The 13,705-nt window shown below is 39.6% G+C and carries 15 protein-coding genes and 2 riboswitches; of the genes, 2 read left to right on the top strand and 13 right to left on the bottom strand.

Translation table 11 applies throughout. The features are described 5' to 3' along the window. Positions 1-15: 15 nt before the first annotated feature. The 12 genes from purN to BM163_RS09150 form a co-directional block, all read right to left on the bottom strand. A complete protein-coding gene (gene purN / locus BM163_RS09205; RefSeq protein ID WP_089802419.1) occupies positions 16-591 on the bottom strand; it encodes a phosphoribosylglycinamide formyltransferase in 576 nt (191 codons plus the stop codon). Next, a complete protein-coding gene (gene purM, locus BM163_RS09200; protein ID WP_089802417.1) occupies positions 578-1,609 on the bottom strand; it encodes a phosphoribosylformylglycinamidine cyclo-ligase in 1,032 nt (343 codons plus the stop codon). The genes purN and purM overlap by 14 nt, the downstream gene beginning before the upstream one ends. Before the next feature lie 15 nt (positions 1,610-1,624). After that, the gene (gene purF, locus BM163_RS09195; protein WP_089802415.1) at positions 1,625-3,034 is read right to left on the bottom strand and encodes an amidophosphoribosyltransferase; all 1,410 of its coding nucleotides are present in this window, start codon (positions 3,032-3,034) and stop codon (positions 1,625-1,627) included. Beyond that, positions 3,010-5,238, bottom strand: a complete 2,229-nt coding sequence (gene purL, locus BM163_RS09190; protein WP_089802413.1) for a phosphoribosylformylglycinamidine synthase subunit PurL — start codon at positions 5,236-5,238, stop codon at positions 3,010-3,012. The genes purF and purL overlap by 25 nt, the downstream gene beginning before the upstream one ends. Then, entirely contained in the window at positions 5,222-5,905 is a 684-nt protein-coding gene (gene purQ / locus BM163_RS09185) for a phosphoribosylformylglycinamidine synthase subunit PurQ (protein ID WP_089802411.1), read from the bottom strand. The genes purL and purQ overlap by 17 nt, the downstream gene beginning before the upstream one ends. Continuing rightward, entirely contained in the window at positions 5,902-6,150 is a 249-nt protein-coding gene (gene purS, locus BM163_RS09180; protein WP_089802408.1) for a phosphoribosylformylglycinamidine synthase subunit PurS, read from the bottom strand. The genes purQ and purS overlap by 4 nt, the downstream gene beginning before the upstream one ends. A 2-nt stretch (positions 6,151-6,152) precedes the next feature. Next, on the bottom strand, positions 6,153-6,857 hold the full coding sequence (purC, locus tag BM163_RS09175; RefSeq protein ID WP_089802406.1) for a phosphoribosylaminoimidazolesuccinocarboxamide synthase: 705 nt from the start codon (positions 6,855-6,857) through the stop codon (positions 6,153-6,155). Between the two features lie 22 nt (positions 6,858-6,879). Continuing rightward, complete coding sequence (purB, locus tag BM163_RS09170) at positions 6,880-8,175, bottom strand: adenylosuccinate lyase (RefSeq protein WP_089802404.1); 1,296 nt, start codon at positions 8,173-8,175, stop codon at positions 6,880-6,882. 215 nt (positions 8,176-8,390) lie between these two features. Beyond that, on the bottom strand, positions 8,391-9,518 hold the full coding sequence (purK, locus tag BM163_RS09165; RefSeq protein ID WP_229675546.1) for a 5-(carboxyamino)imidazole ribonucleotide synthase: 1,128 nt from the start codon (positions 9,516-9,518) through the stop codon (positions 8,391-8,393). After that, positions 9,505-9,996 (bottom strand): 5-(carboxyamino)imidazole ribonucleotide mutase, encoded by a 492-nt coding sequence (purE, locus tag BM163_RS09160; protein WP_089802401.1) that lies wholly within the window; start codon positions 9,994-9,996, stop codon positions 9,505-9,507. Before purE ends, purK begins: the two co-directional genes overlap by 14 nt. Before the next feature lie 154 nt (positions 9,997-10,150). Next, positions 10,151-10,249, bottom strand: a riboswitch (purine riboswitch). An 82-nt stretch (positions 10,250-10,331) separates the two neighbouring features. Next, positions 10,332-10,601: an NETI motif-containing protein gene (locus BM163_RS09155; RefSeq protein ID WP_229675547.1), complete on the bottom strand. Its 270-nt coding sequence runs from the start codon at positions 10,599-10,601 to the stop codon at positions 10,332-10,334. Beyond that, a complete protein-coding gene (locus tag BM163_RS09150) occupies positions 10,498-11,142 on the bottom strand; it encodes a DUF2179 domain-containing protein (protein WP_089802397.1) in 645 nt (214 codons plus the stop codon). Before BM163_RS09150 ends, BM163_RS09155 begins: the two co-directional genes overlap by 104 nt. Positions 11,143-11,245: 103 nt before the next feature. Here BM163_RS09150 and BM163_RS09145 point away from each other — a divergent pair, with 103 nt between their 5' ends. Then, the gene (locus BM163_RS09145; protein ID WP_089802394.1) at positions 11,246-11,569 is read left to right on the top strand and encodes an Hsp20/alpha crystallin family protein; all 324 of its coding nucleotides are present in this window, start codon (positions 11,246-11,248) and stop codon (positions 11,567-11,569) included. A 50-nt stretch (positions 11,570-11,619) separates the two neighbouring features. Here the strand turns inward: BM163_RS09145 and BM163_RS09140 are convergent, their stop codons facing one another. Next, the gene (locus tag BM163_RS09140; protein WP_089802392.1) at positions 11,620-12,918 is read right to left on the bottom strand and encodes an NCS2 family permease; all 1,299 of its coding nucleotides are present in this window, start codon (positions 12,916-12,918) and stop codon (positions 11,620-11,622) included. 130 nt (positions 12,919-13,048) lie between these two features. Then, positions 13,049-13,149, bottom strand: a riboswitch (purine riboswitch). 365 nt (positions 13,150-13,514) lie between these two features. Here BM163_RS09140 and BM163_RS09135 point away from each other — a divergent pair. Next, positions 13,515-13,705 (top strand): hypothetical protein (locus tag BM163_RS09135; RefSeq protein WP_373855181.1); only part of this gene is annotated, 191 nt, incomplete at its 3' end.

The following is a 13,705-nucleotide window of genomic DNA, read 5'->3' as shown; positions in this document are numbered from 1 at the left end:
AAAATTCCCCCTTGTTTATTGTTGGAGCAAGTAATTGATTGTTTCTGGATACAATCGGTGTTCTACTGCTTGAATATCTTTTTGTAAAGCCACTCTTGTCGATGAGTTTTTTACAGTTACCGCTTCTTGAGCAATAATACGCCCCGTGTCCATCCCCTCATCTACAAAATGAATCGTAACCCCTGTTATTTTAACACCCGCGTCAAAAGCTTGACCAATAGCATCAAGCCCTTTAAAGCTAGGCAACAATGACGGATGAATATTGACAATCTTCCCCTCATACGCTGATAGAAGTGTCGGTCCTACTAAACGCATATAACCAGCAAGAATGACCCAATCAACCTTAGCTTCACTTAGGGCTTCAACAATTTCTGTTTCAAAAGCTTCTTTATCTGAATATGACTGAGGGTTAAAAACAAATGTTTTTAACCCTTTTTTCTTTGCTTTCTCAATAACGGCACTCGTCGGGACATCACTTACAACGAGAGCGATCGTCGCATCAAGTGTGCCTTGTTCAATTGCTTCTTGAATAGCAATAAAATTAGAACCTGTACCTGATGCAAATACCGCTAATTTCTTAGTCGTTTTCAACAAGTGTCACTCCCTCACCCACAGTCACTGTACCAATATGAAACGCATCCGTTGTTTGTTCATTTAAAATATCTAAAGCAAGTGCTTTTTCTGCTTCACCAACAACCACTGCCATACCAATTCCCATATTAAAGACACCTAGCATATCTTCTAAAGAATAATCAGCTTGCGTCTGAAGATAATCGAATATTGGTAATACATCCCAACTGTTTTTAAATACATCGACACCAAGGCCTTTTGGTAACATCCGTGGCAAGTTTTCATAGAAGCCACCACCTGTGACATGACTAAGTCCTTTAATTGTTACTTGCGTTTTTAAATTTTGAATCAGCTTCACATAAATACGCGTTGGCTCAAGTAATGCTTCACCTAATGTCATTCCAAGTTCATTTACATAGTCTGTAAGTGACAATTTTTGTTCAGCAATTATTTTTCTCACAAGAGAAAATCCGTTTGAATGCACACCACTTGACTTAATACCTAGCACAATATCTCCCGACTCAATCGACTCACCTGTAATAAGGTCAGGTTTATTGCCAATCCCTACAGTAAATCCTGCTAAATCGTATTCACCATCTTGATACATGCCAGGCATTTCAGCCGTTTCTCCACCTATTAAACTTGCACCACTCATCACACAGCCGTCCGCAATCCCTTTAACAATTTGTTCAATTTTCTCAGGTTCGTTTTTTCCACAGGCGATATAATCCAGGAAAAAGAGTGGATCAGCGCCTTGACTAATGACATCATTTACACACATTGCAACAAGATCAATACCCACAGTATCGTGTTTATTCAGTTCAAAGGCAAGTTTTAATTTCGTGCCAACGCCATCTGTACCAGAGACGAGTACAGGTTGTTCATATGACATCTCTGATAAATCAAAAAGTCCGGCAAAAGCACCTACACCTCCGATGACCTCTTTACGATTTGTACGTAAGATATGTTTTTTCATTAAATCAACGGCTTGATAGCCGGCATGGACATCGACACCTGCCGATTTATAAATATCACTCATGAAGGACCCTCCTAATTATTCTTTATACGCTGGATTTAATGTATCCGGATATATTTCAGTTGGATATTTACCAGTAAAACATGCATGGCAAATACCTTGTTCTAACGTATCTTCTTTAACGATAGAGGATTCTAGTCCATCAACAGATAAAAAGGCCAGTGAATCCGCACCAATCTCTTTCCGCATTTCCTCAAGCGAGTAATTAGCTGCAATCAATTCACCTTTTGTTGATGTATCAATTCCGTAATAGCATGGGTTGACAATCGGTGGCGAGGCAATTCTTACATGGACTTCTGCTGCTCCCGCTTCTTTTAACAAATTGACAATTCGACGCGACGTTGTTCCACGGACAATAGAATCGTCAATCATTACCACCCGTTTACCTTCAACAATGCCTCTTACTGGGGATAACTTCATTTTAACCCCTTTTTCTCGCAATTCTTGTGACGGCTGAATAAACGTGCGACCAACATAGCGGTTTTTTACTAAGCCGATTTCATAAGGAATCCCCGACGCTTCAGAATAACCAATAGCTGCACTAATACTAGAATCAGGCACGCCTGTAACAATATCCGCCTCAACAGGTGCTTCTTTGGCTAATTGTTTCCCCATCACTTTACGTGAGGCATGAACATTTAAGCCATTCACATTACTATCGGGTCTTGAGAAATAGACATATTCCATTGAACAAAGTGTCCGAGACATTGGCGAGCTATAGGTCGTTGAACGCAGACCATCCTCATTAATAATAAGCAGCTCTCCTGGTTTAACTTCACGCTCGTATTTTGCACCAATTAAATCAAATGCGCACGTTTCACTAGCTACCACATAACTTTCACCTAACTTCCCTAATGAAAGAGGTCTAAATCCACGCGGATCTAACGCAACATACATAGTATCTTCTGTCATAATAATAAAAGCATAAGCACCTTTAATCATACCTAATGCCTGCTTAATGGCTTCTTCTAACGGTAAGTGACCACTTCGTTTGATCAGGTGAGCAACAACTTCTGTATCAGAAGTTGTTTGTAAGATACTTCCTTGCGCTTCTAAGTTCGACTTTAGCGCAAAAGCATTGACTAAGTTTCCATTATGACACAGAGCTAGCCCTGATGTTTGAGAGCGGAAAACGAGCGGCTGAACATTTTCATAGCCGCCCCCACCTTGTGTTGTATAGCGCACGTGCCCAATGGCACTATTACCTGGTAAATTTTTAATTTGCCCTTCGCTAAAAACATCATTAATTAAGCCAATACCTTTATGAATATGGAGTGCTTCTTTATCACTCGTGACAATCCCTGCTCCTTCTTGGCCACGGTGTTGTAAAGCATGCAGACCATAATAAGTCATTTCAGCTGCCTTTTCATGGCCATATATACCAAAGACACCACATTCCTCATTTAAGCCTTTGATTTCAGCAAGCATGGAATAGCCCCTTTCCAAAGTGTCTCTAATGTATCCACCGACTCATCAATGATGACATCATTATTAATTGTCACCACGAGTTGAGAATCATCTGTGACATGACCAATAACTTGCGCGTCAGGAATCAGCGATGTGACAGCTGACACGTCTTCTTCTTTCACCGAAACCACATAGCGTGACTGCGTTTCGCTAAATAATAGTGACGTCGCATCACCTTCTAGATGTACTTTAGCTCCTAAGGATTCTTGATTAAATAACGTTTCTGCAAGCGCAACGGCAAAGCCACCTTCAGATACATCGTGTGCCGATTGGATAAGTCCTTGTTCAATTGCTTCTAACAACTGGTCACCACGTTGACGTTCAACCGCTAAATCAACCGCAGGTGATTGGCCGAAGTACTTACCTTCTAAGATATTTTGTAGTTCGCTACCACCAAATTCTGCTTTTGTTTCACCAATAACTAAAATAACATCGCCCGCCTGTTTCATATGCTGCGTTGTAATATATTTTGTTGAACGAATTAACCCAACCATCCCTACAATTGGCGTAGGAAAAATCGCTTGATTATTTGATTCATTATAAAGTGAGACATTCCCACTAATCACAGGCGTATCCAGCGCGAGACAAGCAACACTCATACCATCAACCGCTTGCTCCATTTGCCAGAAGTTTTCAGGTTTGTCTGGATTACCGAAGTTCAAACCATCTGTAATAGCAAGTGGCTTGGCACCAGAAGCATAAATATTACGTGCCGCCTCGCTAACCGCAATCTTTCCTCCAACAAATGGATCGAGGTATAAATAACGCGAATTACAGTCTGTCGTCATAGCAATCGCTTTATCATAGTCACGGATACGCACAACTGCTGCGTCAGATCCTGGGCTAACCACTGTATTCGCTTGAACCATTGAATCGTATTGATCGTATACGTACTCTTTACTTGCGATTGTGGGTTGCTGTAGGAGGCGTTTTAATGTTCCTTGGTGATCTGTCACCACAGGCGCATAAGGTGACATTTGTTGAAACTCTTCATAATAAGCAGGAACTTTTGATGGCTTATTATACACAGGTGCATCTTCTGCAAGTGCGTCTACTGGAATCTCACAAACAACTTCTCCCTTATGAAAAAGACGGAATTGCTTATCATCTGTTACATGGCCAACATTCACAGCTTCCAAGCTATATTTTTTAAAGATATCAACAATTTCTTGTTCACGGCCTTTTTCAACAACAAGTAACATACGTTCTTGTGATTCGGACAACATCATTTCATAAGCCGACATATTTTGTTCGCGTTGTGGAATGAGGTCTAAATTCATTTCCATTCCCATGCCTGCTTTACTCGCCATTTCAGATGCTGAAGAAGTGAGACCAGCTGCCCCCATATCTTGCATCCCAACGAGGGCATCACAATGAATCGCTTCAAGACATGCTTCAATTAAAAGCTTCTCCATGAATGGATCGCCTACTTGCACATTTGAGCGTCTGCTCTCTGAATCTTCGGTTAAATCTTCTGAGGCGAATGTTGCGCCATGAATACCATCGCGGCCTGTTTTAGAACCAACATAGAGGACGGTATTACCTAAACCTTTCGCAACACCTTGTTGAATATCTTTTTTATCAATTAAGCCAACAGCCATCGCATTGACAAGCGGATTCCCTTCATAGGAATCATCAAATTGTATTTCTCCGCCAACGGTTGGCACACCTACACAGTTCCCGTAACCACTAATACCATGAACAACTTCATCAAAGAGGTACTTCACACGTGGATTGTTTAGTGAACCAAAACGCAGAGAATTAAGTGATGCGATGGGTCTTGCGCCCATTGAGAATATATCACGAATAATACCACCAACACCCGTAGCTGCTCCTTGATACGGTTCAACCGCTGAAGGGTGGTTATGACTTTCAATTTTAAATACAACCCCTTGATTATCACCAATATCGACAATCCCTGCTCCTTCACCGGGCCCTTGAATGACTTGAGGACCTTCTGTTGGGAACTTTTTCAAAAGTGGCTTCGATGTTTTATAACTACAATGTTCAGACCACATAACAGAGAAAATACCGGTCTCTGTAAAATTAGGATGACGTCCTAAAATACGTTTGATTGACTGATACTCCTCATCGGTTAAGCCCATCTCACGATAATGTTTTTCTATTTCAATCATTTCTGGACTTACTTCACGCGTTTGTTGCATATTGGTCCCTCCAATTTTTAAGCATTGATGTAAACATCTTTAAGCCGTCATCGCTACCTAGTAATGCCTCAGCTGCTCTTTCTGGGTGTGGCATCATACCGAGTACATTTCCTTTTTTATTCACGATACCTGCAATATCACTTACTGACCCATTTGGGTTATTTTTATAAGTAAACACGATTTGATTGTTTGCTTTTAATTCACTTAAGGTTGTATCATCACAGTAATAGTTACCCTCACCGTGTGCAACAGGAATCTTTATCACTTCATCCTTATCATAATCTGTTGTAAATAAGGTCTCATTATTTTTAACAATAAGGTCTTCAAAGTGACAAATAAATTTAAGTTGATCATTTCTAATTAAGGCCCCTGGTAAAAGACCTGATTCGACTAGAATCTGGAATCCATTACACACCCCTAAAATAGGCGTGCCTTTTTCCGCCTCACGACGTAAAGAAGTGACAATTTCTGATGTTGAAGCAATCGCGCCACAACGTAAGTAATCCCCATACGAAAAACCACCCGGAATAAGAATAGCATCATAGCCTTCTAATTTGGCATCTTGATACCAAACAAGTTCTGCTTCAGCGCCAAGTGCATCTTTTGCAGCATGATACATATCACGGTCACAATTAGATCCTGGAAAGACAATCACCGCAAACTTCACTGGGCTACTCCCTCCTCAATCTCATACGTAAAGTTTTCAATTACCGGGTTTGCGAGTAACTTATCACACATCGCTTTTACTTGTGTTTCAACATCACCATGGTCAATAAACATTTCTATTAATTTACCAACGCGCACGTCATGTACACCTTCATATCCAAGTGTATTTAATGAATTTTCGATTGCCTTACCTTGAGGGTCAAGAACCCCTTCTTTTAATGTTACGTGAATGCTTACTTTTGTCATTGTTAGTCCTCCAACCGTGATAATATTATTTGGTATACATCTAATAAATCGCCTGTTCCTTGACGAAACACATCTTTATCAAGATGCTCGCCAGTATGAATATCCTCTAAGCGGCACGTATCGGGTGATATTTCATCACTTAAGATAATGTCTCCCGCTGAATTTCTGCCAAACTCAATCTTAAAGTCAATTAAGTCTAAATCAATTTGTCTAAAGAAATCTTTTAAAGCCTCGTTGATTTTTAATGTTAAAGCATGAATATGCGCTAGCTCTAGCTCGGTCACATCAGTTAATAAGAACAAATGTTGATCATTAATTAATGGGTCATTTAAATCATCATTTTTATAAAACCACTCAACAAGTGGTGGAGAAAAGCGCGTTTTTTCAGGAATACTTAAGCGCTGATTTAAACTGTATGATGATCGATTTCTCACTACCACTTCGACCGGTAGAATCGTTGTTTTATACACGCGTTGGTCGGTATCATTTAGCGTTTTAATAAAATGATGTGGAATCCCTTGAGCTGTTAAATAGTTAAACACATGTGCAGTAATCAAGTTATTAAAGCGCCCCTTCCCAACAAACTGCGCCTTTTTCTTGCCATTAAAGGCTGTCGCATCATCTTTGTAACTTAGAATTAACTCATCTTCTTTTTCTGTTTGATAGACTTTTTTAGCCTTACCTTCATATAGTAGCTTAAGCATCATTATCATCCCTTTACTTTTAAGATTAAGCTAATCCAATACGTTCAAAGATACCGTCGACATTCTTTAAGTGATACGTATAATCGAAGCACCCATCAATTTCTGCTTGTGATAATCGACTTGTAATATCATCTACCTGTTCAATCAATGCCTTAAAGTGAACCCCCGTCTCCCATGCTTTCATCGCATTAGGTTGCACAAGGTCATATGCTGCTTCTCGGCTCATCCCTTTATCAATTAACGTTAATAAAACACGTTGCGAGAAAATAACACCGAATGTCTTATCTATATTGCGCTTCATATTATCCTCAAAAACGGTTAAGTTTTTAATAATCTGACTAAAGCGATTCAACATATAATTTAACGTAATTGTCGCGTCAGGAATAATAACCCTCTCTGCTGATGAATGTGAAATATCACGTTCATGCCACAAGCTGACATTTTCATAAGCCGTCACCATGTATCCGCGCATAAGACGACTCATACCGGTCATATTCTCCGAACCGATTGGGTTTCGTTTATGTGGCATCGCTGACGATCCTTTTTGTCCTTTGTTGAAAAATTCTTCAACTTCTCGTGTTTCAGTCTTTTGAAGACCACGAATTTCTGTCGCAAACTTCTCAATCGATGTCGCAATTAATGCTAAGGTAGCTATATACTGCGCATGGCGATCGCGTTGCAATGTTTGCGTAGAAACCGGTGCTGGTTTTAAGCCTAGTTTTTCACATACGTACTGCTCTATTTTCGGATCAATATTGGCATAAGTACCAACTGCGCCGGATAATTTTCCTGTTTCAATGACATCACACGCCTCATCCAACCGTTTTAAGTTGCGTTTCATTTCCTCATACCAAAGTGCCATTTTCAAACCAAATGTCGTGGGTTCCGCATGAACACCATGTGTTCGCCCCATCATCACCGTATGTTTATGTTCAATGGCTTTATTTTTTAAAATATCAATAAAATTAACAACATCTTTACGAATAATCTCATTAGCTTGTTTCATTAGATAAGAAAGAGCGGTATCAACAACATCTGTCGAGGTTAAGCCGTAATGTACCCACTTTTTCTCTTCTCCCAAAGTTTCTGACACTGCACGCGTAAAGGCAACGACGTCATGACGTGTTTCTTGTTCAATTTCAAGAATACGTTTAATATCAAACGTGGCGTTTTCACGTATTTTTTTTACATCCTCTTTTGGAATGACACCTTGTTCACTCCACGCTTCACAAGCCAGTATCTCCACTTCAAGCCATGCTTTATAACGATTTTCCTCTGTCCAAATCCGACCCATCTCTTCGCGTGTATAGCGTTCTATCATGAATTTATCCTCCTGGTATGTTTCTCATTTTTATGATGCTGTTTAGCTTCTCTCTACCAAGATCTATTCTTTTCTATTTTGGGCTTTAAGTCTCTCTTGCTTAAACCTTCTATTCTCTATCTTTTACTACTTCTTTATACTGCTTATTTTATTTGTCCCCGATTACTTGATTGACCGACGTTTTTATCTTTTACGCCAGCTTATGTTACGTTTGCTCACATCGTTTTTTTGTGTAAGTTAGCTAATTTTCTTTCTAATGCCTCAGTTGATTCAGCAACTACTGTCAAGTGACCCACCTTACGTTTCACTTTTATTTCATCTTTGCCATACATATGAATGTGCACGTCCGTTAAGAGTTCAGGATGTTTAAAGTATTGATCAAGATTATCACCTAATAAATTGATCATCTGGCTAGCGCCGTGGAAATATACAGGTAACAACGGTAGACCAACAATCGCTCTAATATGTTGTTCAAACTGGCTCACATTACACGCTTCAATCGTATAGTGGCCCGAGTTATGTGGACGTGGCGCGAGTTCGTTAACGTATATGTCCTGACCTTTCACAAATAACTCAAGTGTAAACGTCCCAACAACACCAATTGTTTCAGCAATTTCTTTAGCTGCTTGTTTGGCTTTAACTTGAACAGTCTCAGGAACATTCGCCGGAACTGTTGTCGTATGCAAGATGTGATCACGATGCACATTCTCACCAATCGGGAAATAACACATATCTCCCTCTACACTTCGCGTAAAAACAACCGAAATCTCACAATCAAATGAAACAAATGCTTCATAAATAAGGCGACCACTTTCTTTTAACAGTCTCTTTACGGCCGCTAAATCAGCATGTGTTTTTACTTTCACTTGACCTTTCCCGTCATATCCACCGCGACACGTTTTAACAACAGCAGGCAGCCCAATGGCTTCTACAGCTTCAGATAGGGCTTGTTCTGAATCAACAATTTGAAACGGACTAACAGGTTGACGGCTATCGATCATGGCTTGTTTTTCTTTTTCACGATCTTGGGTAATCTCTAAAGATTTTGCCCCCTGTGGTAAGACGCCTTCTTTCTCTAAATATCGAGCAGCTTCTAAATCAATATTTTCAAATTCATAGGTGACGACGTCACTTACTGCGCGCAATTGTTTAATCGCCTCTAAATCGTCATAGTCTGCGATAATATGATGATCAGCAAGTTGTGCAGCGGGACAATCTGGTGTTGGGTCAAGTACAATGAGGCGATACCCCATATGTCTTGCAGTTGTAGCCATCATTCGGCCTAACTGACCACCCCCGATGATGCCAATTGTTTTTCCATAGAGTAAACTAGTTTTTGGCAAGTTCATCCCTCATTTCCTGGACTTTGTCTTTCATCTCTATTCTGTATTGATCCAGTCTATTGCTCACTACCTCATCATGTGTACCAATAATTTGTGCAGCTAAAATGCCGGCATTTTTGCTTCCTGCCGTGCCAATGGCAACTGTGGCCACTGGGACACCTCCTGGCATTTGAACAATAGAAAGGAGTGAGTCTAGACCATTAAGTGCTTTAGACTGAACAGGGACACCGATGACCGGTAATGTGGTTGATGCAGCGACCATGCCAGGTAAGTGTGCAGCACCTCCAGCACCTGCAATAATGACTTCTAACCCTCTGTCTTTCGCCTCTTTTGCATAGGTAACCATGTCTTCTGGGGTGCGGTGAGCTGAAATAACTTCTTTTTCATAAGGTATTTGAAATTCCTCTAGCATGCGACAAGCATATTGCATTGTCTCCCAATCAGAAATACTTCCCATAATAACGCCTACTCGTGCCATCATCTTCCTCATTTCTATAACATTTTTAAAATAAAAAAAGCACAGCCTCAACTTCACGTCATGGATTAGATGAGAGAAGATGAACATGCGCTTAATCATTACTGATTGACACAGACTATTACACATATAGTTAACGTGTGTTAATTATATGTGTCATAGATCCATCTGCCCTCATAGTCCATCATTTACGGTAATGGGTAGAAACTTTTGAGCCATATTCTCAAATTATATGAGGCGAGCTATTCAATTGATTTGTGACTTTTTTCTGCATATTTATCATAACAAGACCTTTTTATTTAGTCAATAAAAATCGAACAATAAATTAGTAATATAATTTATTGTTCGTCTTTAATCAGTATTGCATCAAATTCTATGCTGCTTGATACTACTTTATTCACTTTTAAGCCATTTTCTAGCACTTCTTCAAAGACCGGCTTTTCTACTCGGCGAACCGGCATATACCCCGCGAGCTGGATGCGATCCAGACACGCATCCAGCGTCTCATTTGCTTGTTTTGTGAAGCGTTCTTTCTTTCGTTTCTTCTGAGACGTGGAGCCCTTCTGATTCTTCAATTGCGCGCATGATGGTTTCTTCTTGTTCGACACTACGTTTAATCTTTCCTTTCTTTACTTTCTTCACCCAGAACCCACCATTAATTTGTTTTGGTTCATAGGAGATGATGAAAGCCTTTGGGTCAATTTCTTTTATGGTATGATACAGATGCCCTTCGTATTTACGCGGTGTCAATATTTGCATCGACAAGCGGTCACCTTCCATTCCATAAGCATACCAACTTGTCACTCCATAACCATTTTCTCTTAACCGCTCGGTAAAATTCAGTTCCGGATCGGTTGAAATAACGTTGACCGTTGTATAGCCAAGCGCTAAACGTTCCTCAATTTTTGATCCGATGATGACACCAATACCATAGCCAATACCGTAGGCAAAAAGGTTCTCAATTCGGTCTAAGTTATCTAGAACCAAACCTAAACCAACCGTATATATCATAATTTCAAGTGTACCAATGGCCGCAGCAATGTATTTCTGGCCTTTAAGTGTTAAGATAACACGAATTGTCGAAAAGGATACATAGACAATGTTGACTGTTAAAATAATTAAAATGACCACGACTGCATTATCTAACATGTTTTTAAAACCCCCTGTTACCCATTGTATAACAGGTGCGCCTCTTTTTCCAATGAACACCCCTATTATTTTGTCATACACTAATCATGGAGGTGGTTGGCATATGTCCTTTTTTAAAAAATCTAGCGAAAGTCTTTTTCCACTTGTCAATATTTATGAAGATCATGACTACTTTTACTTTTACATCTATTTACCCGACCATAATTGCGCCACATTGAAAATCATCTGCCATCATTCTGAAGTCATATTCACGGGAAAATTAACATTACCTAAAGCTCCTAAAGCTCTTTACAAAGAGGTCTACTCAACACCAATTTACCGGAAATTCACCTTACCATCACCTATTATTGAAAAAGTTATTGCGACTGTACACACAGAGATAGGGCGAGAGTATGTAATTAAAAAAGCGTCGTCTATTCATACTTAAGACGACGCTTTTTTATATTTACATAGTTTATAAATTTGTGCTCACTTGATTTAGCTTAAGAAAATCAAGAATAAGACAAAGACAACAGAGAGTGCCCACATAAGACCCGGAATTTCTTTTCCACGTCCACGTGCTAACATCGTGATTGGATAGAATGTAAACCCTACCGCAATACCTGTTGCGATACTATATGCAAGTGGCATCATAATAATCGTTAAGAATGCTGGTACAGCTACTTCAATTTGATCCCACTCAATGTCTTTAAGTGTCGATACCATCATAACACCTACAATAATAAGTGCCGGTGCTGTAACTGCGCTTGTTACAACGCTAAGTAATGGAGAGAAAAACAACGCTAATGCAAAGAGCAAAGCTGTGAAAACAGCCGTTAATCCTGAACGACCACCCGCACTTACACCTGCAGCTGACTCAACATATGACGTTGTCGTTGATGTACCTAAAGCAGCGCCTGTTACTGTTGCTACTGAGTCTGCAAGTAATGCTTTACTTGCATTTGGTAGTTCATTATCTTTCATTAAACCTGCTTTTTCTGCAACAGCTACAAGCGTACCCGCTGTATCAAAGAAGTCAACGAATAAGAACGTTAAAATAACACCGAGCATTTGTAATGTAAACACATCACCAAAGTTAACAAAAGCTTGACCAAATGTTGGCGCAACCGATGGAATTGATCCAAAAATTGCTGATGGTAAATCAATTAAACCGACAACAATACCAACAACAGCCGTAATGACCATCCCGTAGAACACACCACCGCCAATTTTCAACGTAATAAGAATAACGGTAACAATAAGACCAAAGATTGCAAGCGCTGTGTTTCCGTTTGTAAAATCACCAAGTGCAACGAGTGTTGCTGGATCGCCTACAATGATTCCTGCATTTTGAAAACCGATAAAGGCGATAAATAATCCAATACCGCTACCAACCGCTAATTTTAGCGTTTTAGGGATAGCATTAATAATGGCTTCACGCACTCCTGATAAAGTTAACACGATGAAAATCAAACCAGATACTAATACACCACTTAAAGCTGTTTCCCAAGGGATACCATAGCCACCTACAACTGTAAAAGCAAAGAAGGCATTCAGGCCCATACCTGGCGCTAGAGCGATGGGATACTTTGCATATAATCCCATGACAAGTGTACCAATAACTGCCGCTAAAGCTGTAGCAACGTAAACAGCATCTTTATCCATACCTGCAGCTGCTAAAATATCTGGATTAACAAATAAAATATACGCCATAGCAAGGAAGGTTGTTAATCCTGCCATAAATTCCGTTCTAACATCGGTACCTAATTCTTTTAAATTGAAATACTTTTCTAACATAATCCTCTTCCCTTCTTTTTTCGTCGGCATAAAAAAACACACAAAAGATGATTAATCTTGAGTGTGTTGTGTTTAGTCAGAAGTAAGTGTTATTTAATAAAAATATAAATAGATAATAAGAGCATCAAACGATGATTATTCACTTCTGCGTAGACAGACCATTTACGGTGGTCGGTAGAGACTCATGAGCCATATTCTCAAGATTATACGACGAAATATATTGTTTTATTTTGATTACATCGTTTATCATACATGGTTCACTTTCAATCGTCAATAGTAAAATACGAATATTAACAAAAAATATTTCTTTCATCATTCGGATATCCCTTTCTTTTCACAGAATATCATTTCAAATAAAACCGAATGTTAGCGTTTACCATTTACCTTTATGTTTTCCATGTCCATTTTTCTATTTTTTTATCCACTGCTTCTATTTATCGCTTTAGGGCGAGAAGACACCTTCCTCAAGTGTGTCAGCACTAGGTGGGTGATGAATCGCTTGTTTTGAATATTTTTGAAGTGACAAACATATATTCCGCATGGTATAATTAAAGCACTAACAGTGACCGTCACAAAACCAAGGGAGGGTGGGTATCATGGGCATGAAGGCCATTTTTTCAAATCGCTTATATAAGCATAAAATCGATCCTGATTTTGTGATGTCCATGGATCACACCCTCCGGGTGTTTAATCAAGCCAAACATTTTCGCTATCAAACGGAGGTCCGGGAGCTTAGGGGCTCGAAAGCGAAAAGTTCCATCTCCATCCATCAACGGTTAAAGCAACG

The sequence above is a fragment of the Halolactibacillus alkaliphilus genome (genome assembly GCF_900115465.1).
Lineage (GTDB): Bacteria > Bacillota > Bacilli > Bacillales > Amphibacillaceae > Halolactibacillus > Halolactibacillus alkaliphilus.
Note: the sequence above shows the minus strand (reverse complement) of the source record. Positions and strands in the feature narration are given on the sequence as shown.